The organism is Pseudofrankia coriaricola, from assembly GCF_032027725.1.
Lineage (GTDB): Bacteria > Actinomycetota > Actinomycetes > Frankiales > Frankiaceae > Pseudofrankia.
In genome coordinates this window covers 18,249-42,221 of the sequence record NZ_JASNFO010000033.1, presented here as the reverse complement: position 1 = coordinate 42,221, position 23,973 = coordinate 18,249, and the positions used below count along the sequence as shown (strand labels likewise).

At 75.7% G+C, this 23,973-nt stretch carries 16 protein-coding genes; 7 read left to right on the top strand and 9 right to left on the bottom strand.

The window, feature by feature from the left end; translation table 11 throughout:
- Window positions 1-157 precede the first annotated feature (157 nt).
- The 3 genes from QOZ89_RS18520 to QOZ89_RS18510 form a co-directional block, all read right to left on the bottom strand.
- Window positions 158-2,416, bottom strand: a complete 2,259-nt coding sequence (locus tag QOZ89_RS18520; protein ID WP_312624333.1) for a GGDEF domain-containing protein — start codon at window positions 2,414-2,416, stop codon at window positions 158-160.
- 535 nt (window positions 2,417-2,951) lie between these two features.
- Window positions 2,952-4,250, bottom strand: a complete 1,299-nt coding sequence (gene bioA / locus QOZ89_RS18515; RefSeq protein ID WP_397428804.1) for an adenosylmethionine--8-amino-7-oxononanoate transaminase — start codon at window positions 4,248-4,250, stop codon at window positions 2,952-2,954.
- A 158-nt stretch (window positions 4,251-4,408) separates the two neighbouring features.
- Window positions 4,409-5,656, bottom strand: a complete 1,248-nt coding sequence (locus QOZ89_RS18510; protein ID WP_312624332.1) for an MFS transporter — start codon at window positions 5,654-5,656, stop codon at window positions 4,409-4,411.
- Window positions 5,657-5,922: 266 nt separating this feature from the next.
- Between QOZ89_RS18510 and QOZ89_RS18505 the strand changes: the two genes are divergently transcribed.
- The 3 genes from QOZ89_RS18505 (at window position 5,923) to QOZ89_RS18495 (ending at window position 9,480) form a co-directional block, all read left to right on the top strand.
- Complete coding sequence (locus QOZ89_RS18505) at window positions 5,923-6,765, top strand: rhomboid family intramembrane serine protease (RefSeq protein ID WP_071052550.1); 843 nt, start codon at window positions 5,923-5,925, stop codon at window positions 6,763-6,765.
- Between the two features lie 295 nt (window positions 6,766-7,060).
- Window positions 7,061-8,371 carry an MFS transporter gene (locus QOZ89_RS18500; RefSeq protein ID WP_312624331.1) on the top strand — a complete coding sequence of 437 codons (1,311 nt, stop codon included), beginning with the start codon at window positions 7,061-7,063 and terminating at the stop codon, window positions 8,369-8,371.
- Window positions 8,372-8,814: 443 nt separating this feature from the next.
- Complete coding sequence (locus QOZ89_RS18495; RefSeq protein ID WP_051466299.1) at window positions 8,815-9,480, top strand: response regulator; 666 nt, start codon at window positions 8,815-8,817, stop codon at window positions 9,478-9,480.
- Between the two features lie 422 nt (window positions 9,481-9,902).
- On the opposite strand, the gene QOZ89_RS18490 is transcribed toward QOZ89_RS18495, so the two are convergent.
- Window positions 9,903-11,885 (bottom strand): GAF domain-containing protein, encoded by a 1,983-nt coding sequence (locus tag QOZ89_RS18490; protein ID WP_312624330.1) that lies wholly within the window; start codon window positions 11,883-11,885, stop codon window positions 9,903-9,905.
- 913 nt (window positions 11,886-12,798) lie between these two features.
- On the opposite strand from QOZ89_RS18490, the gene QOZ89_RS18485 reads away from it, so the two are divergent.
- The 4 genes from QOZ89_RS18485 to QOZ89_RS18470 all read left to right on the top strand — a co-directional run bounded on the left by QOZ89_RS18485 (window position 12,799) and on the right by QOZ89_RS18470 (window position 16,159).
- On the top strand, window positions 12,799-13,479 hold the full coding sequence (locus tag QOZ89_RS18485; protein ID WP_083419631.1) for a cysteine dioxygenase: 681 nt from the start codon (window positions 12,799-12,801) through the stop codon (window positions 13,477-13,479).
- Between the two features lie 44 nt (window positions 13,480-13,523).
- On the top strand, window positions 13,524-13,898 hold the full coding sequence (locus tag QOZ89_RS18480; RefSeq protein ID WP_071052559.1) for a rhodanese-like domain-containing protein: 375 nt from the start codon (window positions 13,524-13,526) through the stop codon (window positions 13,896-13,898).
- Window positions 13,899-14,802: 904 nt separating this feature from the next.
- Window positions 14,803-15,171: a WhiB family transcriptional regulator gene (locus QOZ89_RS18475; protein ID WP_071052548.1), complete on the top strand. Its 369-nt coding sequence runs from the start codon at window positions 14,803-14,805 to the stop codon at window positions 15,169-15,171.
- A 487-nt stretch (window positions 15,172-15,658) separates the two neighbouring features.
- Window positions 15,659-16,159: a SixA phosphatase family protein gene (locus QOZ89_RS18470; RefSeq protein WP_071052558.1), complete on the top strand. Its 501-nt coding sequence runs from the start codon at window positions 15,659-15,661 to the stop codon at window positions 16,157-16,159.
- A 103-nt stretch (window positions 16,160-16,262) separates the two neighbouring features.
- Here the strand turns inward: QOZ89_RS18470 and QOZ89_RS18465 are convergent, their stop codons facing one another.
- The 5 genes from QOZ89_RS18465 to QOZ89_RS18445 all read right to left on the bottom strand — a co-directional run bounded on the left by QOZ89_RS18465 (window position 16,263) and on the right by QOZ89_RS18445 (window position 23,717).
- Complete coding sequence (locus QOZ89_RS18465) at window positions 16,263-16,553, bottom strand: hypothetical protein (protein ID WP_131804156.1); 291 nt, start codon at window positions 16,551-16,553, stop codon at window positions 16,263-16,265.
- A 267-nt stretch (window positions 16,554-16,820) separates the two neighbouring features.
- Window positions 16,821-18,356: an alpha,alpha-trehalose-phosphate synthase (UDP-forming) gene (locus QOZ89_RS18460; protein ID WP_071052546.1), complete on the bottom strand. Its 1,536-nt coding sequence runs from the start codon at window positions 18,354-18,356 to the stop codon at window positions 16,821-16,823.
- 605 nt (window positions 18,357-18,961) lie between these two features.
- Window positions 18,962-19,225: a hypothetical protein gene (locus QOZ89_RS18455; protein ID WP_071052545.1), complete on the bottom strand. Its 264-nt coding sequence runs from the start codon at window positions 19,223-19,225 to the stop codon at window positions 18,962-18,964.
- A gap of 108 nt (window positions 19,226-19,333) precedes the next feature.
- Window positions 19,334-20,830: a hypothetical protein gene (locus tag QOZ89_RS18450; protein WP_071052544.1), complete on the bottom strand. Its 1,497-nt coding sequence runs from the start codon at window positions 20,828-20,830 to the stop codon at window positions 19,334-19,336.
- Window positions 20,823-23,717, bottom strand: coding sequence for an FtsK/SpoIIIE domain-containing protein (locus QOZ89_RS18445; protein ID WP_083419630.1), 2,895 nt, complete (start codon window positions 23,715-23,717; stop codon window positions 20,823-20,825). Before QOZ89_RS18445 ends, QOZ89_RS18450 begins: the two co-directional genes overlap by 8 nt.
- Between the last annotated feature and the right edge of the window lie 256 nt (window positions 23,718-23,973).

Genomic DNA, 23,973 nt, shown 5'->3' with positions numbered 1-23,973 from the left:
TTCCGCCTCGCCCTGTCCGGCCACTGACCACCGTCCGCGCCAGCGCGGTTTCCCGCTGGCCCGACGGCGCCACGGGCACAGGCGCGGCCGCCCGGCAATGGTCGGGAGCGGCCACGGACAGGTTCCCGACGCCAGGCCCGCTGGCGGGGAGCACGCCCTAATCCGCCCGGGTCGCCTGAGGAGGTACGGGGGGAGCTCCGCCCTGGACCGGCGGCCCGGCCTCGCCCGCCGGCGCGGCGGCGGCGGGCCGCTCGGCGGCGGAGGCGGCGAGATGGACGCGGTTGCGGCCCGCGGCCTTGGCGCGGTACAGGGCGGCGTCGGCGGCCGCGAGGGCGGAGGCGAGGCTGGCCGGCGGCTCGCAGGCCGCCGCGCCGACCGAGACGGTGACGCTCACCGTCCCCCGGTCATCGTCATCGCCGCCGTCGAGACCTGCGGCGGGTGACGGGCCGTCGAGCGGGCAGCGGGTGGCGGCGACCTGACCGCGGATCCGCTCGGCGACCTCGGCCGCGGTGGACAGGTCGACGTCGGTGAGCAGCACGACGAACTCCTCGCCGCCGAACCGGCCGACCAGGTCCCACGGCCGGGTCGCCGCCCGCAGCGCGTCGGCGACGGCGACCAGCACCGTGTCGCCGAACAGATGGCCGTGGCGGTCGTTGACCTGTTTGAAGTGGTCGATGTCGACGAGCAGCACCGACAGCGGCCGGCCGGCGCGCCGGGTCCTGGCGAGCTCGGCCTCGGCGACCTCGCGCCACCAGGTCACGTTGGCGAGCCGGGTCTTCGGGTCGGTGCGGGCGGCGGCGAGCAGCTCGTCGGGCGGAAGGCTGCTGGCGAGCAGCAGCACGGGTGGGACCACGGCGAGCATGAGCAGCGGGTTCGCCGCCCACAGCGCCGCGACCGCCACCCCGGAGCACAGCTCGGCGATCTCCGCACCCTTCGCGGGCCCGCACAGACCGCGCCAGCGCCCGGTCACGCGCGTCCGGGACCCGGGGATCGGTGCGCGCCACCAGCCCGGCCAGATCGCGTCCGCGGTCCAGGTCTCCCCCGAGGCCTCGTTCCCGGTCGGCGCCACCGCCCCGCCCTGGACGGGGACGCGGCTGGCGCCCGGCTCCCCACCGGCGCCAGTACCGGTGATCGCCTCGGCGTTGGCGTACGCGCGGTGTCCGGGGAGGCTGGCACGGCGGACCGCCGGCCGCGGCGAGCCGAGCAGCAGGCGGCGGACCAGGGCGTAGCCGAGCACGGTGGCGGCGACCGCCGCGAGCCGCCCCGGCGAGCCGGCGAGGCTGTGCGCGGTGTAGGGCTCACCCGTGGGCGCCAGCAGCCCGTGCAGCCAGGACGCCGCCGCCCCGGCCACCCCGAGCGCCGCGGCCCCGTGGATCTGCCGGCCGCCGGCCCGCGCCACTCCCCGCGCCACCACCGCCGGCCGGCTGGCCCGTCCCTCCGAGCCGCCGGCGCCCGGCGCGGCGGCGGCGCGGGCCGGCGGCCCCTCGCGGGTCCCCTCGGGCTGCGCGGGGCGCGGCGCCTCGGCGGAGCCCGGCGACACCATGGCACCTGCTGGCGCCGCCCGGTTCGCGGCGCCGTGGGTACCAGGGGCGCAGGGCCGGCCGGTCGCAAGCAGGCAGAAGGGCAGGTGGGTGACCAGGGCGTAGACCGGCGGGAGCAGGAGGACGACCGGCAGGGTCCAGATCTCCAGCAGGTCGTCGCGGGAGCACACGCCAAGGCGGCGCGAGGCCGTCAGTGCCAGTGCCCCGAGCGCGAGCAGCGTCCCGAAGGTGAGGACGTCCGTCAGCCGGAACAGGGGGTCGACCAGCCAGCTCGCGGCGAGTCCCGCCCAGGCGGCTCCCACCGCCGCCGCCCGCCAGCTCGGCCACATCGCCCTCGGGGTGCCCCCTGGCCGCGCAGGCCGCGGTCCGGGTCCGGTCGAGAGGTGACCGGTCGCGAGCCGTGCGGCCGGCGGCCGGCGGCCGGCCGGCGCGACGGCCGCGGCGCGCGGCTCCCGCTGGCCGTCGGCACCGGCAGGCCGCCGGCGCGCCGACTCGCCGACAATCGCCGCGGCCGGCGGGCGCGGACGCTTGCCCGGCGGGCGGGACAGCGGTGGCGCGCCGTCTCCCGTCGCGGGCGGCGCGGGGACCGTTGGCAGCCCGGCCGGCGGCGTGTCGACGACCCAGCCGCCGTCTCCCAGGACGCCAGGGTCCGGGACGGCCGGGCGCCGACGACGCGGCGATCGTGCCATCATGGCCATACCCGCGTTGATGACCACGCCGAGCCGTAAGAACACGGACGCCATCGACCAGGCCCATGCGCGGCGCAGCACCGCGCCCATCCGGTTGCGGCGCCGGTCCAGACCGCCGTTCCCACCGGTGCTGCCCCGTCCGCGGCGCTCGCCGTGGGACGCGGCGGCTTCGGTCACTGTGGCCATGGGGCATCGGCCTTCCTCGTCCAAGGTCCAGGCGGGAATTGCCGGTCTGAGGCCCCCCTGGGGTATAGCTACTCCCTGTGCTCCGCTGAGAACAAAGAGTACGAAGTTCGGGTGGGCATCGGCAACCACTTCACCAATGTCGGTCATCTGTCGCCTTAGGTGACCACCGTTGCTGATCTAGATACACACAGCAACATAGCGACCACCCTGACGCGGCGCTGACCTGCACGAACACCGGCTCCCCCCGCCGCGCGGCGCGCCCCCAGGTCGCCAACCCCGCCCGCGGGAGCACTGTGGCCTCCGGAGCAGAGGTCACATCGCGTCCACACCAAGCCCCTCCGACCGGCCGCGGCACGCCCCGCCATGGCACCTCCGGGCAGAACGGCGCAGGCCCCCGGCCCGGCGGATCAGGGACCGAAATTCCACAGTCGGCCGCCGTCAACGTCGTTGACTATCTTGTGGCGGCCCGCCCACGGGCCCGCCGAGGCCAGCGGGCAGCGGGCAGCGGGCAGCGGGCAGCGGGCAGCGGGCAGGATCATCCCGTGGTACGGGCGACGGCCTCCACCATCGCGGACGTCAGGGTGGCGACGTCAGCGGTGGAGGTGATGAAGGGCGGCATGGCGTAGACGAGACGCCCGAAGGGGCGGACCCAGACACCCAGGTCGACCAGCAGGGGCTGGATGACGGCCATGTCGACCGGCTCACGGGTCTCGATGACGCCGACGGCGCCCAGGGTGCGGACATCCGCGACGCCCGGCAGGCCGGCGGCGGGGGCGAGGCCGGCGGCGAGCTCGGCCTCGATGCGGCGCACCGTCTCGCGCCACGGGGAGGACAGCAGCAGGCCGAGGTTGGCGTTCGCGACCGCCGCCGCCAGCGGGTTGGCCATGAACGTCGGGCCGTGCATGAACGCGCCCGCCGGTGGCGAGCACACCCCTTCGGCGACCTCCTCGGTGCACAGCGTCGCCGCCATCGTCAGGTAGCCGCCGGTCAGCGCCTTGCCGACGCACATGATGTCCGGGCTGATCCCGGCATGGTCGCAGCCGAACAGCTCCCCCGTCCGGCCGAACCCGGAGGCGATCTCGTCGGCGACGAGCAGCACGCCGTGCTCGTCACACAGCTCGCGGACCCGGGCGAGCCAGCCGGGGGCGTAGCCGCGCATCGCGCCCGTGCCCTGCAGCACCGGCTCGAGGATCACGGCGGCCACCTCGTGGGCGTGGGCGGCGAGCAGGGCCGCGAACGGCTCGGCGTCGGCGTCCTCGAACGGCTCAGCGAACCCGCGCGCCGGCGCCGGGGCGAACAGGTGGCGCGACAGCAGGCCGGTGAACAGGTGGTGCATGCCGGTGTCCGGATCGCAGACCGCCATCGCGCCGGAGGTGTCGCCGTGGTAGCCGCGCCGGATCGTCAGCAGCCTGCTCCGCTCCGGCCGGCCGCGCCCCGTCTGGTACTGCAGCGCCATCTTGATCGCGACCTCGACGGAGACCGACCCCGAGTCGCACAGGAACACCCGGCGCAGCGGCTCCGGGGTGATCGCCACCAGGGTCTCGGCGAGTGCCACCGCCGGCTCGTGGGTGAGCCCGCCGAACATGACGTGCGCCATCGTGTCGATCTGGGCGTGCGCGGCGGCGTCGAGCACCGGGTGGCGGTAGCCGTGGATCGCCGCCCACCACGACGACATCCCGTCGACGAGCTCGCGGCCGTCGGTGAGCGTGAGACGAACACCCGAGGCGGAGGCGACCGGGTACAGCGGCCCGCGCGCGCCCGGCCCGACCGCCGCGTAGGGGTGCCACACGACGGCCCGGTCCCGCTCGACCAGCCGCCGCGCCGCGCCCGTCAGGACCACCGAGGCGGCCACCTCGTCCTGGCCGCCCGCCAGCGGCTCGCTCAGCAGCTCCACGCCCCCACTCTGCCTGACTCTCCCGCTGCCCCGGCGCCCGGCCGGGGTCCCTGCCGGGTCGCGAAGCGATCTGGGAGGTCTGGGGCGCCGCGGCCGGCTCACGACGTGGCGGGGCGCCGCGGCGCCCGTCCCAACAGGGCCAGGACAGCCAGGGCCAGCAGGCCGACGACGGCGACGAACACCAGTCCCGCGGTCCGCAGCGTCGTCAGCGTGGCGAGCACGCCGATACCGACAACGGGCACCGAGAGCGCGACGTAGGCGACGACGAAGAACGCCGACGAGGTCCGCGCCCTGGCCTGCGCCGGCGCGGCGGTCAGCAGCGCGCCGAGGCCGGAGGAGAAGCTCAGTCCCTGCCCCACGCCCGCGATCACCCCGCCGAGGGTCAGCATCGCGAGCGAGGCGAACACCAGCGCCAGCGCGACCACCCCCACCCCGACGATCAGCACGACGCAGCCGAGCGGCAGGCCGGCACCGGGCCCGGTCCGGCGGGCGACGAGCTGGCCGGCCGCCGACGACCCGAACACCGCGGCGACCACCAGCCCGGTGACCAGCGGGTTGTGCACGCCCAGCTCCTCGCCGAGGAACGCCGGGCAGACGGCGGTGAACATGCCGAGCACGGCGAATCCGGCGAACCCCGCCAACGCGGCCCGTACGAACGCCGCCCGCACCTGCGCCGGGACCCGCGGCCGGGCGACCAGCCGCCCGCTGGCCCGCGCCGCCGCGCGCGCGGCCGGCGCCACGGTCTCCGGCATCAGCAGCACCGCGGGGACGAGCAGCGCGAGGTCGACGACGAACGTCAGCCGCAGCGGGTGCTCGCCGAACCGGGCGACCAGGCCCGCCAGCACCGGCCCGCAGCCAAGGCCGCCCATGTTCGCGACCGTGGCGACGAGAGCGGCGCGGCTGGCCTTCCCCGGCGCGGCGAGGTCGACGATGGCGGCGGTCGCGGTGCCGGTGAGGATCCCCGCGGACAGGCCGGACAGCAGCCGGCCGGCGAGCAGCGCCGGCAGCCCGCCCGCGAGCAGGAACACCACGGCGCTCGCCGCCGAGGCCGCCAGCCCCGGCAGCAGCGCCGACCGCCGCCCGACCCGGTCGGACAGCCGGCCGAACAGCAGCAGCGCCGCGATCACCCCGACGGCGTAGGTGGCGAAGACGACCGTCACCATCAGCTGCGAGAACCCGAACTCGGCCCGGTAGGCGGGGTACAGCGGCGTCGGCAGCGTCGTGCCCGCCATCGTCACCACGAACGCGTAGGCCGCCGCCGCGAGCCCCGCCGCCCGGCCCAGCACCACCCGCCGCCCGCGCGCGCCGGCAGGCGGGCCCGAGGACGACCCAGGCGCAGTGCTCACCCCAGGCGCGGTGCTCACCGCGGGCGGGGACGGCACATCGCTGACGGCTCGCACCTCACGGACAATGCCAGCCTCCGGTCCCGCGTTCCCCGCCCACGGCGTGACAGCCGCCACCGCCGAAGCCGGCGCGCCGGCACGATCCCGGCCCGGGCACCGCCCCCGGGCACCCGGGGGCGGTGTCACGGCGTTGTGGCGGGGGCGTTGCGCCGGCGCCTCGCACCGCCCCCGTGGCGCCGGGGCGAAAGGGGCCCGGCAGGATGTCGGGCGTGGTCATCCCCATCCACGACATCAACCCACTCAGCCGTCGGCCGGTCGTGACCTGGCTGCTCATCGCGGTCAACATTCTCGTCTTCGTGCTGCTGACCCCGGTCGCCACGGCGGTGATGGGGATGCACCGGGACGGGCAGGCCGCCAGCGTCTGCGAGCAGCGCCGGTTCTTCGAGCAGTGGGGGGCCATCCCGAAGGAGCTGCTCAGCGGCGACCAGCTGCCAGCCGCCGACACCGGCCGCCTGCAGCTGCGGCCCGACAGCACCACCGGCTGCCAGGTCGTGAGCCCGCCGCCGTTCCACAAGTACCCCGTGCTGTCCGTGCTGACGTCGATGTTCCTGCATGGAAGCTGGCTGCATCTGCTCGGGAACATGCTGTTCCTCGGGGTGTTCGGCAACAACATCGAGGATCGGATGGGCAGGCTTACCTACCTGCTCTTCTACCTGGCCTGCGGGTTTGTCGCCGCCTATGGCTTCTCCCTCGCGCAACCCGACTCGCAGAACACGCTAATCGGCGCTTCCGGCGCGATCGCCGGCGTGCTCGGCGCCTACCTGGTGGTGTTCCCGCAGGCCCGGGTGATCGGCCTGATACCGATCCTGTTCTTCATCCCGTTCTGGCTGCCGGCCTGGATCGTGCTCGGGTTCTGGTTCGTGCTCCAGTACCTGTACTTCACCGGGATCGGCGTGTCCTCCGGCGGCGCGGTCGCCTATGGCGCGCACGTCGTCGGCTTCGTGTTCGGCGCGCTGGCCGTGCTCCCGTTCGTCCGCCGGCTGCGCGCCGGCGGGCCGCACCCGCGCCGCCACGCGCCGCGCGCCCGCTGGGTCCGCGACACCGGCTGGTAGGGCGGGACTGGTCGGTCGCGCGCGGCCGTTGATGGCCTGGTCGCGTTCTCTCTCGGGGCGAGACGGGGCCGGTGCCCCACGCGAGAGGCCTGTCCGGCGCGGCGTGGTGTGAGGGGGCTCGCCGGTAATCCGGTGGATTCCGGTCGGACGGTCGGGCAGGGTTGGACCGGCCACGGCCAGGAAACGGACACCGACCGACCGTCCGTACACGCCCGTCCAGCCAGGCGTGTACCGCGAGGTCAGCCGCGGGCGGTCGTCGGCAGCGTGGCTGGGTCGGCGGCTCAGGAGTCCACTGTTGGCCAGTGTCTACCGGCAGGCGTTCGCGACCCCGGGCGCCAACCGCTTCGTGCCCGCCGCGTTCGTCGGCCGCCTGCCCATCTCGATGGTCGCCATCGGGATCGTGCTCTACATCCAGCACACGACGGGCTCCTACGGTGTCGGCGGCACGGTCGTCGCCGCCGGCACGATCAGCGAGGCGGCTCTCGCCGCCCAGCTCGGGCGCGCGCTCGACCGGTTCGGCCAGGCTCGGGTGCTGCTGTGGTGCCTCGCCGGCCATCTGGTGGGCCTGGTCGGCCTGCTCGTCAGCGTCGGCACCGGCGCGCCGCGCCCGCTCTGGTACATCGCGGGGGCGCTGACCGGCGGGCTGTTCCCGCCGGTGGGCGCCTGTGTGCGGGCCCGCTGGAGCTACCGGCTGGGAGGCTCGCCCCTGCTGAGCACCGCGTTCGCGCTGGAGGCCGCGCTCGACGAGGCGATCTTCATCTGCGGGCCGGTGCTCGTCACCTGGCTGGTGACCGAGGTGACGCCCGCCTCCGGGCTGGTCGTCGCCGGCGTGCTGCTCGCCGCGGGGACGCTGGCGCTGGCCGCGCAGCGCGGCAGCGACCCCGGGCCGCGGCCCAAGGCGCTCGGCGCGGCCCGGCCGCGGGTGTTCCGCGACCCCGCCGTGCGGGCGCTGCTCGTCGTGATCTTCTCCGTCGGCGTGTGCTTCGGCGGGGTCGACCTCGCCGCCGTCGCATACGGCCGCGAGGGCGGGCTGGGCGCCCTGTCCGGCCTCGTGCTCGGACTGTTCGCGTTCGGCTCGGGCGTGAGCTCGCTGCTGTACGGGGCGCGGGCGAGCACGGGTGGGCCCACCCGCCGGTTCCTGACCGCCGCCGCCCTGATGGCGGCGGCCGCCTGGCTGCCGCTGGCCGCGCCGAACACGGCCGTGCTGCTGCCGTTCATGGTGATTGCAGGCGCCGGAGCCTCGCCGACGCTGATCAGCGCCAATGCGCTGATGGAACGGCTCATGCCCCCGGAGGCGCGGACCGAGGGCTTCGCGTGGCTGCAGGTCGCGCTGGTGACCGGCATCTCGGCCGGGACGCCGCTGGCGGGCGCCCTGATCGACCGGTACGGCCCGAGGGCCGGGTTCACCGTCGTCGCCGGCGCTGGCGTGCTGGTCGGCCTCGCGGCCCTGAGCGCCCGCCGCGCCCTGCTCGCCGTCCAGTCAGCCGAGCCGACCGCCGCGGCGGAGCAGGCCGCCGACGCGCCCGCCGCGCTGGCCGGACCGGCAGAGGCCGGGGCGGAGGCCGGCCCGCCCGCCACGGAGGCTGCCACGGCGGACCGCCCGTAGCCGCCGTAACGACCGTTACGGCGCGTCGGCATGGCACGCCCGGCCGCTGGGCGGCCGTCCAGAAGATACGCATAGGACACGCACCAACTCCGGCATCGCGGTGCGGGAGCGGCGGTTCCCACGGCCGGTATGCGAGACGAGGCCAAGAGCCGGCGAATCGACGCGGATGTCGCACAGCGCCGTCGATTAATCACGCGGGACGAATTTCCCGTCCCAAGGGGCCCTTGTGTGCCAGTGAGGATCGCAGCGGCCGGCCCGGTCGGTCCAGGTCAGTGAACTCCCGCGTTATACTCTCGTTGCATCACGTGACGCACAGAGGGTCTTCAACGACAGCGGGTCTGGCGGGGTCAACGGTGTCAGAGGTATCAGCGGACATTCCCGCATCGGCGAGTGCCCAGAGCAAAGCGGCGGGCTTTCCCACGGGTCTAGCCGGGGCGCCGACGGTGGCCACCGGCGAGCCGGCGCCGCCCCCTGGCCGCACGATCCGCATCTTCCTGCTCGACGACCACGAGGTCGTCCGGCGCGGCCTGCGGGACCTGCTGTCCGAGGAGCCGGACATCGAGATCGTCGGCGAGGCCGGCCGCGCCGACGAGGCCCTCGAGCAGATCATGGCGCTGCGGCCGGACGTCGCCGTCCTCGACGCCCGGCTGCAGGACGGCAGCGGCATCGAGGTCTGCCGCCAGGTCCGCTCGAACGACTCCACCATCGCCTGCCTGATCCTGACGTCGTTCGACGACGAGGACGCCCTGTTCACCGCGATCATGGCCGGCGCCGCGGGCTACGTGCTCAAGCAGATCCGCGGCGCGGCGCTCGTCGACGCCGTCCGCCGCGTCGCCGCCGGCCAGTCGCTGCTCGACCCCGAGGTGACCCCCCGCGTCCTCTACCGGCTGCGGCAGGGCCCGGCCGAGGACGAGCGCCTCGCGGGCCTCACCGACCAGGAACGGCGCATCCTGGCGCTCATCGCCGAGGGCCTGACCAACCGCCAGATCGCGAACCGCATGTACCTGGCGGAGAAGACGGTCAAGAACTACGTCTCGAGCATGCTCTCCAAGCTCGGCCTCGAAAGCCGGACCCAGGCCGCCGTCTTCGCCACCAAACTCGGCACCTGAGGCGACGGCTGGCTCGAAGGTCGGGGCGAGGCGCTGGACGCGCTCGCCCCGTGTCGGGCGCTGAGCGCCCTCCCGGCCTGGTTTCGGGGCTGGAGGGTATGGGGCCGGGGCTGGTGTGGTTCGGGGTTCCGACGTGGGTGCGTTGGGAGTGCGCCGATGCGCTGTCACCAGCGGTGGCTGGGTGGGGTGGGGGCGGCGGCCCAGCGCGTCGCCTGTCGGGCGCTGAGCGCCCTCCCGGCCTGGTTTCGGGGTTCCCGACGTGGGTGCGTTGGTGGTGCGCCGAGGCGCTGTCGCCAGCAGTGGCTGGGGCACGCTGAGGGCGTTGTCAGGACGGACGCGGCCGATACCCCTGGCTGTTCGAGCCGTGAATGTCTGGCTCGGGGCCTCGACGTCCTGGATTGCGCCTGGCGCCCGGGGCCGCGCTAAGGGCGGGGCAGGCCGGGTGGGGTGGGGGCGGTGGCCCAGTCGGGCGGGGACTCGCGGCCCAGGAGGGGGACCTGCCAGCGCACGCGGGTGCCGACGCCACCGACGCCGGGACCGAAGTCCAGGTGGCCGCCCAGGTCCACGGCGCGGCGGCGCAGGTTCGCCAGTCCGCTGGTGACGGTCGCGCCACCGGGGCCGACGCCGTCGTCCTGGACCTCGACCAGCACGCTGTCGTCGCCGGCCCGGACCAGCACCCGCACCCGGGTCGCCCGCGAGTGCCGGGCGATGTTCGACAGTGCCTCGCGCAGCGCCGCGAGCAGGTGCGGATGGATCACGACGGGCACCCGCTCAACCGGCCCCTCGACCCGCACCACCGGGCGCAGCCCAAGCGAGTGCTCGGCCTGCCCGACGATCCGGTCGATCTCGGCCCGCAGGTGGGCGCCGTCCGGCGTCGGCGAGGCCAGCGAGAAGATCGTGTGCCGAAGCTCCGAGATCGTCTGGTCCAGCTCGGCGACCGCCCCGGCGACCCGTGCCGCCACTGGCGGCGGCACCGACCGCGCGAGTCCCTGCAGCGACAGACCGGTGGCGAACAACCGCTGGATGACGACGTCATGCAGGTCGCGGGCGATGCGGTCGCGGTCCTCGAAGACGGCCAGGCGCTCCCGGTCGCGCTGCAGCCGGGTCAGCTCCAGGGTGAGCGCCGCCTGCCCGGCGAAGGCGGTCGCCATGTCCAGGTCCAGCGCGCTGAACGGCGCGACGCCGCCCGGCCGGCCCTGCGCCGCCGCCGTCCCCACCGACGCCGACACTCCCGGCGCGGCGCCCGCCGCCGCCTGGACGCCGAGCAGCAGCCCGCCGACCGGCCGGCCCGCGGCGGCCATCGGCACCACCATCACGCACGCCAGCGCGAGCCCGTCGGCCGCGTCCCCGAGCAGGTCGGGCAGGTCGCCGGCGCCGACCACCTGCGCGTGCCCCACGCGCATCACCTCGACCAGCTGGCTGCGGTCCACCGGCAGCGACCGGCCGCGCAGTGACTGCGTCCCAGGCCCGTCGGCGTTCGTCACCACGAACCCGGTCCTCGTGTCCGGCAGCACGATCGCCGCCAGGCACGCCGACGTCACCTGCCGGGCGCGGCGGGCGACCAGGTCGAGCGCGGCCCACGGCTCGTTGACCGACACCAGCGCCGCGGAGATCTCCCCGCTGGCCGTGTGCCAGGCCTGCTGACGGCACGCCTCGTCGCGCAGCCGGGCGTTCTCGACCGCGATCCCGGCGGCCGCCGCCAGCGCCGTCACCAGCTCCTCGTCCGCGCGGGTGAACGAGCCACCGCGCTTGCCACCGAGGAACAGACCGCCGAACGCGACCCCGCGCACGGCGATCTGGGCGCCCAGGAACGTGTCGAACATCGGGTGGCCCGCAGGGAACCCCACCGCCTCGGGGTGGCGGGCGACGTCGTCGGCCCTCAGCGTCCAGGTCTCCCGCAGCACCTTGCCGAGCAGCCCCTGCCCGGTCGGCAGCCCGCCGACACGGGCCGCGTCCTCCGCCTCGACGCCCACCTGGATGAGGTCGGTGATCCGCCCGTCGGCCCCGAGCACGCCGACCGCGCCGTACTCGGCGTCGGCGAGCCGGCAGGCGGCCTCGGCGGTGCGGCGCAGCGTCGCCGGCAGGCTCGGCTCCTGGGCGGCGCCGACGACCACGTCGACCAGGCCCCGCATGCGGCCCTGCCCGGCCAGCGCGTCGTCGACCCGGTCCCCCAGCCGGGTCAGCATCCGCTCGATCTGGTCCTCGATCGGGGCACCCGGCTCGGCCTGGACGGCCGGAGCCGGCTGCACGGCCGGGTTGCCCACGCTCGCGGTGGCGGAGGGGCCGGCGGCCGGCCCGGGCCCGCACGGCACGGCGTCCGCCCCGGCCTGGGTGGGCAGCGACGGCCGCGGCGCGGCGAACGGCACCGACGGTGGAACACGCGCATGGCCGGCCTCGCTGGTCACCCTTCCAGCACCTCCCACGCGCCTCGTCGGCCCGCGCCCATGCTGGCGAACCTGTTTCACCCTGGCGACGATCAGCCGCCTCGAGCTGCACAATACGACGCCAGGACGGGTCGAAAGTCCCGCCCACCACGACAGAACGCTACCAATGCGCTCCCGAGGGCCGCGACGCCACTTCTGACCTACCCGAAAGGGGCAAAGCGTGGCAGACACGTGACGACCAGACGACACAACGGCGATCCCCCGGCCCGCCGGCACGGGCACCTAAGCGGGGGGCCGTCAGCGCCGTTGACCATCTTGGGTGTCGCGAAGCCGGTGGGGCGACGGCGGTGGCCGTGTGGCTATACCATCGGCGCATGGCAGCTGTCCTCCTGCTACACAGCGACCGCGTCACCGACCTGGGTCGGCTGGCCAGCGGCATGTGTACCAGGGCGGCCGCCCCCGTCCGCTGACCTTCGGCCGGCTTCCGGGCAGCCGGAGGCGGCGCCCCCCGAACGGGACGAGCCCCGCGCGCTCGCGCGCCAGCGGCACGGTCGTCCGCCGACGGCGCAGCCGGAGTGCTCTCTCGCACCGCGCGGCCATCACGCCCGGTCGGCGCCAGGCCGCGCCCCGGCTTCCGAGTCGCCGGCCCCGGCGGAGCCCTGACGGCTCGGCCGCCGAGGCTCCGCCCGCCCAGGCCTGGACAGACTCCTCACCGAGGTCGCGGCGGCAGACCGATCTCTATTTCACATCTTATCGATCGGGAAAGGTTCGTAGTCGGGGGCGCTGGCCACGTCCGGACGCGCCAGCGCCGGCGGCCCGCCGAGCCGGGTTCCCGCCCCGGTGACCCGCCGCCAGCCGTTCCCGCCCCTCGCCCGACTCGCATGACTCTCCTGACCCTCGCGCACGCCGCGCGCAGTACCCCCTGGAGCCTCACGTGCCACTCGTCCATCCCGCGATCCTCGGCCTGACGGCCGCGTCCGTGACCCGTGAGGCCGAGGATCCCCCGCCAGCCGGACCCACACCTGCCACGGCCCGCCCGCGGCTGGGGAGCCCGCCGGCCGGCACGCCGCCGGCGGACCTGCTGCCGGCGGGGCTCGCCGACGCGGTGCTGCGCGACGACGACGAGCCGCTCGATCTGGCGACGCTGAGCGACCTCGCCGGGCGGTTCGCCGCCGCGAGCTGGCTGTGGCGGCCGATCGTGCGTCACGACCCGCGGCGGCGCTGGTACACCCGGCTGCTGCTGACCGGCGTCGTCGAGGTGTGGCTGATCGGCTGGACACCCGGCCAGCACACCGCCGTGCACGACCACGGCGGCGCGCTGGGCGCGCTCGCGGTGGCCGACGGCGCCGTCGAGGAGGACATCCACGACCTGAGCCGAGGATCGTGGCAGGGGATCGAGACCCGCCGGCACACCCGAGGCCAGGTCGTCGGGTTCGCCGCCGACCACGTCCACCGGATCATCAACCGCGGCGGCGCCGCGGCCACCACCGTGCACGCCTACTCCCCACCGGAGCTCCCCTTGCGCTACGAGCCATCCGGCGCCGCCCGGATTCCGGCCGCCGCCCCTGTCCCGCCGGCCGTGACGGCCGCCACCGCCGCGGCGGTGGCGCCGTGACCGCCGCGGCGGCCGGCGACGCCGCGGGCAGCCGGGTCGACGCGATGCTGGCCCGTGCCCGCGCCCGCCTGCGCAGGCTCGACCCGCTCGACGCCGCCTCGGCCGTGGCCGGCGGCGCGCTGCTCGTCGACATCCGTCCCGCCGCGCAGCGCGCCGCCGAGGGCGAGATCCCGACCGCCCTCGTCATCGAGCGCAACGTGCTCGAATGGCGCCTCGACCCGACGAGCGACGCCCGCCTGCCCGTCGCCACCGGGGACGACCTGCGCGTGATCGTGATCTGTTCGGAGGGCTACACGTCAAGCCTGGCGGCGGCCGCGCTGCAGGAGCTGGGCCTGCACCGGGCCACCGACGTCATCGGCGGTTACCACGCCTGGGCCGCCGCCGGCCTACCCACCGCGGCGGCGGCCGAACGCGCCTGACCACCGGCCGTCGCACCCGCCCGGCGCCGCTCGCGGCGCATCGCACCACCCGTCCGGCGGCGCCTGGGCGCCCGCCTGGAACGCGCCTGTCCCCCACCCCGCCGCGCCGCGCCCCGGCGGCGGCCGGCCTCGGACACAGTGCCGAAACCGGCCGGCGCGACGGCCCGGACGGGCATACGGCACCGGATGCCATTATCCGGAACGGGCCCCGATTTCAAGGGGCCGAGAACTGCTGTGGGACTACGCACACTTCGCCGCGGCGCACGGCCTCCGCCGGGTCTCGAGCCTCGTGCTCCGAGCACGAAACGCGGCGCCGGCCGGACGCCGGACGCGCCCTCGAGCCGCCTCGCGCCCGGGGGGCCGTCGGCCGCGGCCTGGCGGCAGCCTCAGGCGACCGCACGACGGAAGTGCCTGCATAGCAGGGGTTCCGGGAGTCCCAGCCGCCCCGGCCGGACGGCCCGGCGACGTCGGCGGCGGCCCGCCCGCCGGGTGGCGAGGCGCCCATCCGGCGGGGGGCGACCGGGGCCGGGACGGCGTGAAGAGGGGGTATCGAGACGCCTCTCGGGTATTCGGACGTCCGCGTTCCGGAACCCTTGCTATCCGGTCGAGAGACGTCTACGTTCCTCCGTTAACGAGACGAGACGGGTTCGTTTCCACGCAGCGGGGCACCGGTCACCGACCGGGCGAAACACCCCGCAGCTGCACGGATCACCCGGGGGCTACTCGGCTCAACCTGGTCGGACCGTCCTCTGGCGCGCCCTTTTCGGGCCGCTTCGACGGCCCTCCGCACGCCTGTCCGCATTGCACTCGCAGGAGACGGTATGCCCAGTCAGCCCACCGTGCTACTCACCAGTAACCCGGTTGACCTGCCCCGCACGGAGTGCGTCCGCACGGAAGGAGCCCGATGAGCGCCGGCGTCCCCGTCCTTCCCGGTCGTGACCTGCCGCCCCAGCCGTACGGCCCGGGCTGGCCCGCCTACTGGCGTCAGGACGCCGCCTGCCGCGACGGCGACCCGGACGCGTTCTTCCCGCCCGACGGCCGTAACACCAAGGCCCGCGCCGCCGCCGAGACCCGCGCCCGCAAGATCTGTTCGACCTGCGCCGTACGACGGCCATGCCTGGCCACCGCCATCTTCCGCCAGGAGGAGCACGGCGTGTGGGGCGGCCTGACCTCGGACCAGCGCGCGAACCTGATCCCCCGTGGCCGGATCGACGCCGAGGAGGCCCTCATGATCGCCGACCGGTTGCTGCCCGTCGTGACCGTGGCCGGCTGACCGGTCAGGACCACCAGCTCCACCCGCACCAGGGCACAACCAGCACCACCGCTAGCTGGCCCGCCGGCTGTAACCAGCCGGCGCCCCCAGACCCCCGGAGGCGATGCCCCGGGAGGCGGGTCCGGCCACGCCGCGACATCGCGGGCCAACCGGCGTTTCTCCACCTCGCATCATCACCAGGCGGGGTACCCACACCCATCGGCGTGGGTACCCCGCTTCCGTGTCCTGCGCGTTCGGAATAGCCTTGTCTGGGCCGTACACACTCGCCCGCCGGGTCGGCGGCCCCCGTGGCGACGGCGGCCGCGGCTACAGTCCGTCACCACATGCGAGGAGGACCTGTGTCCGGTGACGCCCCGGGCGTCCCCAGCCGCTCCCCTCGCCAGGTTCCGCGCCCGGCCGGCCGCGCCGGCGCGGGGTTCCTGTCGGATCGGCTTCGGCGATCCGGCAGGTCCGGGGCGGCCCGGTGGTAAGCGCCAGCCGGCGGCTGATGCTGCTGCGCCACGCCAAGTCCGACTGGGCCGACGCGGAGACGCCCGACGCCGAGCGGCCGCTGTCCCGCGACGGCCGCGAGGCCTGCAAGCTCGTCGCCGAGCACATCGGCGTCGAGCGGCTCGCCCCCGACCTGATCCTTTGCTCGTCGGCGCTGCGCACGCGCCAGACCCTGCAGCGGATCGCCTCCGCACTCCCGCCCGAGGTTCCCGTCCTCACCGAGGACCGGCTCTACCTCGCCGGGCCGGACGAGCTGCTCGCCCGGCTGCGCGAGGTCGACGACGGCGTACCGAACATCCTGCTCCTCGGGCACAATCCGGGCATCCACGCGCTGGCCGTGGGCCTGCTCCCGCCGCCGGACCGGGTGAAGATCCCCACCTTCCCGACCGCGGCGCTCGCCGTACTGGACCTGGGAACGCGACGCTGGGCCGAACTCGGCCCGGCCAGTACCCGCTTCGGCTCCTTCGTCACCCCGCGCGGCCTGCGCCACGCCCTCTAGTTCTCCCGGGGACGGGGGCCGCCGGAGGTGCGAAGGAAGAACATTTTCGCACCTCCTTCGGCCCTCTAGCGCCGCCGCCGCGCTCCGTCGCCTCCAGGCCCCGTCAGTAGTAGGCCTGGTCCATGATCCGGGAGGCCAGCGCGATGGCCCCGCCGGCGACCAGCGCCACCCCGGTCAGGATCCACAGCGCCACCAGGTGGGTCGCCAGCGCGAACGCGCCGGTCCCAAACCCGACGATGATCAGAAGGACGGCGACCCAGGAGCCGACGTTGGCCCGGTGATGCCCGGACCGGCCCCCCGGCTGGCGGTTTCCCGGCTGACGGCCCGCTGGCCGGGCCGCCGGCTGGCCCTCGCGGCCCGCCGCCGGACGCGCCCGCTCCTCGGTGCCCCGCATCGTTCCCACCATCGCCATCGACCCCCAGTCACCCGGAGCGCTCCTCGCCCGGCCACCGCCGGGCGGCGCGCGGACGCGCGCTCCGCGTCATCGTTCCCCGTCCGCCGCCCGTAGCACCTGCCACCGCCCGAACACGGACAATCCACCGGATCCGCGTCCCGCCCGGCACCAGGCAGCACGGCATGGGAGACGCCGGGTACGTGGCCAGGCCCCGGGTGCGTGCCCAGGCCTGGACGGGGCCGGGGCACGCGAGGCCGGGCGGCGGGATCAGGCGAAGCCGGCGATGCGGCGCAGATCGGTGAGCTGGTCTCCCAGCCACCGAGCCACGTCGTGGGTACGGACCTGTTCGGCCGCCGCGGCCAGCCGGCGGTGACGCTCTTCCAGCGGCATGGTCAGCGCCGTGTAGAAGGCGTCGGCCATCTGCTGGATGTCGAACGGGTGCAGGGTGACGGCGAACTCGCCGAGTTCCTCGTGCGCGCCCGCCGTCTCCGACAGCGCCAGCACCCCGCCGCGCCGGTTGACGACCGCGACCTCCTTGGCGACCAGGTTCATCCCGTCCGCGATCGCGTTGACGACCAGCACGTCGCAGATCGAATAGGCCGCGACCGCGAGGGGGAAGTCCTCCACCATCCGCAGGTCGATCGGCTGGCGGCCTTCCTTCGTGTACTTCGCGTTGATCTCGGCGACGACGCCGCCGATCAACGCGATGTAGTCGGCGTACTCGGGCACGTCGGTGCGGCTCGGCTGCAGCAGTGCCAGGAAGCTGACCTTCCCGACCAGCTCGGGGTGCTGCTCGAGAAGCGTGCCGAACGCGAGGAACCCGCGCACCACGTTCTTGCTCGGGTCGGTCCGGTCGACCCGCAGCATCAGCTGCCGGTCCTCGTCGAGGAAGATGTAGCGCAGCATCGCCACATGGGCGTTGACCTGCTCGCTGGCCAGCGTCGTGTCCAGCGCCGCCGGGTCCACCGAGATCGGGTAGTAGCGAGCCCGCACCGTCCGATCACCAACGGTGATCGTCAGGGCGTCGAGATCGGTCGGCAGGCCGAGCAGCTCGCCAGCGCACAGCACGAAGTTGCGTGCGTAGCGCCGGGTGTGGAAGCCGACGACGTCGCTTCCGAGCAGCCCGGTCAGCAGCCGCTCCCGGATGTCGGCGGGCAGCACCCGCCACTCGTCCGGCCCCGGCCACGGGATGTGGACGAAATGGGTGAGCACGACGTCGGGGCACTGCTGACGGACGTGCTCCGCGACCAGGTAGAAGTGATAGTCCTGTAGCAGGACGAGCGCCTTGCCGCCGCGGGCGCGCACCTCGTCGGCCACCGCGTCGGCATAGGCCCGGTTGACGACGACGTAGCCGTTCTCGAAGGCGTCGTGCTCCGCCTGCGTCAGCACCGGCGAAAGGGAGCGGCCGTAGAGGCCGTGCTGGACGAACCACAGGATCGGGTTCGACCAGATCGAGTAGAAGTCCGCGTAGGCGGCGGGGTCGGTGACGACCATCCGGACCTTGATCGCCGGCCCGTCGGGCACGGCGTCCCCGAAGCGGGGGTCGACCAGGTGCGGGATGGGATGGGTCTGCACGAGCAGCGCCTGGCCGGTGGCCTCGCGGGCTACGGCGGCGTCCTCCTCGGTCGCCGCACCGCAGACCCAGACAGCGTCCTCGAGATGCTCGGCGAGGCCCGCCAGCGCGGAGACCAGTCCGCCCGCGCCCCGGTTGACGGTACGGCCCGAGGCGTCCCGGTCGAAGCTGACCGGACCTCGGTTCGACAACAGCACCAGCGGCAGGTCAAGCACATCGATGTGCGCCACGTGGGGAGGCCCTCCTGGTGGTCTCTGTTCAGTTTCGCTTGTTCGGCATGAGGGAGCACGGTGGTTCCTGACCATGCTCCGGCGGCCCTCGGGCGGCGGTCCCGCCTGCCCTGAGCCTGGAAAGGTCCCGGATATGCCGAAATAGGCGCGATCTAGGTGGTCGCGCCCCGGACGCCTCCCCGGGAGCCCCGGCCGGGAAAGGCCGTGTCTTGTCAGATGCCCGCACTGCCTCCTTCCGGTGAGCGACCTCGTCTCCCGCTCACGCGTCCCAGGCGTCAGGCCTCGTCCGGTGCAGCGCGAGCTCCTCGGCTCGGAGCCTCGGTGTGTCAGGTCCACACCACCCGGGACCGGCGGACGGCCCGGGCATGTTCGTGCGACGAACACTCGACCGCACGGGTGTCAATTCGGACTGTAGCCAGCCGCCGGGGTCGGGCGCACCGGGTTGCGACCCCGCTGGTCGGTTGTTACCCAACCCTTCACGCGGTTACTACCACTGCCGGACGCCCACACCACGATCCCCTGTGGCACAGGCGACATTCGGGTGCACCACGCGGTCGGGCGTGTCGTGTCGTGCCGGGCCAAGCCCAGCCGGACCGGCCGCGCGCCTAGAGGCTGTCGCGGTAGTCGCGCACTTCCTGGACCGCGGAGCCGAGCGAGGCGAGCGAGTTCGCCAGCGTGTCCCGGGTGTCGACGAGGGCGCTGGTGAGCAGCTCGACCGCGTGGTGCTCGCTGCCGTCCGTCGCGGCGATCACCATCGCCTGCGCCTCCTCCAGCAGGGTCAGCGCGCCCTCGAGCTGGCCGGCGACCTCCTCGGTCCGCCGGAACGCCTCGTCCAGCTGCGCCTTGACCTCAGCGATCGAGCCTGACACCCCATGCCCCGTTCCTTCCGGCCCCCGCCTGCCTACCCCCCACCCAGCCGTCGGGCGTGCCGGCCGCCGGCGCTCCCCCGCCGCGCCGCCGGACGACCCCCACGGAGGCTAGCGGCGCCGCCCCGCGCCCCCGCCGGCGGCCGGCTGCTCTGGCTTCGACGCTCCGAAACCCAGGCCGAACCGGACCGCGGCGGCCAGCGACGCGAGCGACAGGATGATCGCCGCGGGCGCCGTCGGCGCGACCCGGGCCGTCGCCAGCACCACCGCGCCGGCGGTCCCGGCGGACAGCAGCGCCGAGCGCACCGCCGCCTTCGCCCCGCCGTCGGTCGCCACACTCACCAGCGCGGCGCCGGCGATGAGCCCCGCGGCCAGGCACGGCAGCCCGTCCGTGTCGAGGAACAGCCGCGCCGCGGCGCTGAGCAGGCCCGCCAGGACGCACGTCCCGGCGGTCACCAGGCCGATCGACAGGCTGGAGGAGGCGCGTTGCACGCCCCGCAGCTCCGCGGCGGTGGCCAGCGCCCGCATCCACAGCCGGCGGGCCTGGTCGGCCTCCGCGGCGACGTCCAGCGGCCCGTCCTCGGCCGGGCCGCTCACGGCGGCTGGTGCGCCGGTCGGCCGGAGCCCGCTGGCCGCGGCATGCCGGCCCGCCCGAGCCGGGGTCGCGTCGGCGCGGCGGCCGCTGCCGTCGCGGCGCGGCGGCAGCGACCGCCGGCCGGTCCCCTCGTCACCGAGACCGATGCCGGGGAGCGCCTCGGTGGCCGGCGCGCTGCCGCGCACCTGGTCCAGGTTGTCGACGCCGAACGGCGCGAGGGACTCGGAGACCTGCCCCCACACCCTGCGGACCTGGCCGCGGATCTCGGCCGCGGCATCCCGGTAGCTCTCGGCAAGCGCGAGCGCCTCCTCATGGCCCGCCCGCAGCCGCGCCTCCCACTCCCCGCGGGCCCGGTCCTCGTCGGCGAGCAGGTTCGCGAACCGGCGGGCCGCGACCCGCGGGTCGAGCAGCTCCTGCCCGGCGGGGTCACCGGGCCAGCCGGGCGCGCCCGCGGGGCCAGTGGGCTGGCCCGGGTGGGACGGCGCCGGGCCGGCGGCGGCCGGCACCGGTCGCGGGAGCGCGGGCAGCAGCGCCCCCGACCCGCTGGCCGGCTGGCCGCCCGCTCCGGCGTGCCCAGCCCCCGCGCCGAGGCCCTCGGCCCCGCCGCCAGGGCCAGGGCCGGGGTGGCCGGCCCCGGCGACGTCGACGAGGCCGTGGCCCGCGAGGCTGTAGTCGAGGCCTGCGTAGTCGTCGTCGACGTCGCCAGGGCCGCCGCCCAGCGCGTACGCGCGGCCGCCCGCCGGGTCGTGGTCGCCAGCGTGGGCGTAGCCGTCGAGGTCGGCGCCGGCCGCCAGACCGGCCGGGCCATGGCCGCCGGCCTCGCCCAGGCTGGCGCCGGGCGGCTCCTGGGCACCACCGGGCACGGCCCGAGCCGGCTCGTGGCCGGTCGAGGCGGGCCGGCGGCGGGCTCCCAGCGGCCGGGCCGGCGCGCGGGGCGCACGGGCCGCGGGGGCCGCCGGGACGTCGAGGTCGACGTCGGGGAACCACGGGACGATCCGGTCATGGTCAGCCACTGGCCCCGCTCCCTCCTAGCTCGCCCGCCGCGCCGAACGCGCCCGCCGGGTCCTTCGCCGCGCCGAACGCGCGGGCGGCGTCGTCGCCATCCCCCGCATCCAGGGGGGCAAACGGGACGACGGTGTGCGGTTCCGCCCTGACATGCCGGTCGAACAGCACCCCCCGGTTGGACGCCGTGCCCGCGGCGACCGTGCGGTGCCCGGCCAGGGCGAACAGGTCGCCGCCGGACACCCCGACCGACACCCAGGCGGCGACGTCGTCGCGGTGGCCGGGCCCCAGGTCGTCGAGCAGCCGCGACGGCCCGCGCCACCAGCCGAGCACGTGGACCCGCACGGCCGGGCCGCGCCGGGTCACCAGCCGCAGGTCGTCGAGCCCGGTGCGCCGCCCGGAGCCGCTGGGCGCCTCCAGCGCCGCCCGGCCGGCGTCCGCGGCGAACAGCACCAGCAGCCGCAGCGGGAAGCCGGCGCGGCCCTCGCCGGTGTGCCCCACGTCCTCGCGCCGGGCCACCTCGGCCGCGGTCTCGGTGACGACGCCAGCAAGCCCCGTCATCCCGGTGACGGTCACCGCCGTCCCGGCGGCCCGCAGCGCCGCGGCCAGGTCGTCGACCGCGCCGAGGGTCTCCAGGCTCGCCGCGACCAGGTCGACGCGCAGCCCGCCGGGACCCGCCTGGGCGGCGACGCTGCGCACCGCCGCCTGCAGCACGCCGACCGCCTCCCGGCGCAGCGGGCCGAGGACAGCGAGGTTCCGGCCCGGCTGGGCCGACAGCCGCACCCCGACGGCCGGCGGCGTGAGGTCCAGCGGGGCGCCGACGAGCGCCACCGGGTCGGCCGGCGCCGCCGGGCCCAGCGCCGGCGCGGGGACACGCAGCGCGGCGAACGCGGGGTTCGTGTCCAGCACGGCGGGGGCGTGGCCGACGAAGACCCGCGGCGGGCGCGGGTCGTCGACGGTGGCGGCGAGCGCCTTCGCCAGGCTGGGGCGCAGCACGGCGAGCGTGTCGGTGTCGGGCCGGGCGACCCGGATCAGCTCGTTGCCGGCCGGGTGGCCGTTGCGCCGGTTCACGACCGCCTGGCCGACGCCCGACAGCGCGCCCGCGGCCTCGTTGTTCGTCGAGAGCAGCACCCGCGACTCGCTGATCGACGTGCGCAGCGCCACCCGCAGCGCGAACTGGCCGAAGATCGACCCGCGCTTGCCGGCGGTCGCGTCGAGCGCGTCGATGCCCGACAGCGTCTGGCTGGCCAGCAGCAGGTGGATGCCGTAGGCGCGGCCCTGGCGGGCGAGCGTCTCCAGGTGGGCGACCGCCTCCCGGGCGACCGGGTCGAGCGGGGTGAGCATCACCTGGAACTCGTCGACGACGATGAGGATCCGCGGCCAGGCGCTGGTGCGGTCGTTCGCGCGCAGTCCGCGCAGGTCGCGGGCGCCGGCGGCGCGCATCGCCACCGCCCGCCGGGACATCTCGCCGCGGACATGGCGCAGCACCGCGACGCCGAACTCCCGGTCGCTGTCCATCCCGACCGTGTCGGCGTGCGGGAGGAAGAACGGGTCGCGCTCGCGCGGCCCGAACTGGGCGAACTCCAGGCCCTCCTTGAAGTCCAGCAGGTGCATGCGCAGCTGGTCCGGGCCGTAGCGGGCGGCCAGCCCGTAGATGATCGCGAGCAGCAGGGTGGACTTGCCCGCGCCGGCCTGCCCGCCGACCAGGCCGTGCACGGTGTCGTCGTCGAAGCCGAGCAGGCAGGGGCCGTCGGCGCCGAAGCCGACCGGCACCGAGATCCCCGCGGCGCTGTCGTACTCCCACAGCCCGTCGGGCAGCAGCGCGCCGAGCCCCGGCGCCCGGGCGGCCGCGTCGGCGGCCGTCGCGGCCACCGACCCCGCGACGGCGGCGACCAGCTCGGCCGGCGGCGGGGCGTCCAGCGCGCAGTCCAGGCCGGGCGCGAGCGAGCAGCGCCACCGCGCGGGGCCGGCCGTGAGCAGCGACGCCTCGTTCGGCAGCGGCCCGACGGCTGGGCGGCCCGTCGGGGCGGCGTCGGGGTCGTCGGGCTCGGTCACCGCGACGATGTGCACGCCACACGCGGGCCCCTGCGCGGCCAGGCCCAGCAGGGACCGGGACGCCTCGTCGGGCAGCGACGGCCAGGCCAGCAGCACCAGCACCCGCCACGGCTCGGACCGCGGCAGCCCGGCGTCCTCCCGCTCACGCAGCGTCGCGAACGAGCCGCCGAGCCGGTCGACGGTCACCCGCCCGACATGGCCGGACAGCTCCGCGAGCGCCGTCTCCAGCGCGGCGCGGGTGGTCAGCGTCGGACCGACGACGCCGGCGGCCCGCAGCGGCGCGAACCCGGCGATCCCGGCGCCCAGCTCGAACGGGTCATAGACGGTGAGCTCCACCCGGCCCGGCGGCACCTCCGCCAGCACCCGGGTGAGCAGCCCGCGCACCAGCTCGACCGCCTCGGCGCGCCGGGCTCTGGGGGCGGTGACCCGCAGGTTACCGGCGTCGAGCAGCGGTACCGCCAGCGGCACAGCTTTGCTCCCCACCGGCGCCAGCACCCGCCCGACCCGCCACAGCCCCGGCCGGAACCGCCCCGCGGCACCGGCCGCCAGGCCCGGGGAGCCGGCGGCGCCCGCGGAGCCGGGGGCGGTGAACACGGACCACGCCGACGCCCCCCAGCCCGCGCTCGCCAGGCCCCGGGCCTGCGCGTACACCAGCTCGGTCGCCTCCGTGAACGCCGTCCCGAGCGCCGCCCGACCACCGGCGCCCTCGGGTGCGTCGGCATCCGCGGACGCGCCGGTGAGCCGGTCGGCCCGTCGGTCCAGCCGGTCGGCGACGGCGAGCGCCCCGGCCAGCGAGGACTGGACGGCCGCCGCGAGCGTGCGTGCCCGCCGGCTGCCCGACACCGCAAACCTCCCCGCTCCGCGCCGATGGCGTGACGTTGACGCGGCGCCGGTGCCGACTCGGACGGCAGCCGCCAGGTGGCTACCAACGTCAACACTCACGCTAGCCCACAAAGGCCGGACGCCCGCGACCCTTTGCCGGACTCCGGTCGTGACTCCGTTGTCGGGCAGCATGACCCACGCCGTCTGGACCGTACCGGAGGGCGCCGTGATGTGACCGCCCGCCCGCCCCCCGGGCTGTGTCCACTCGTCTTCCGCT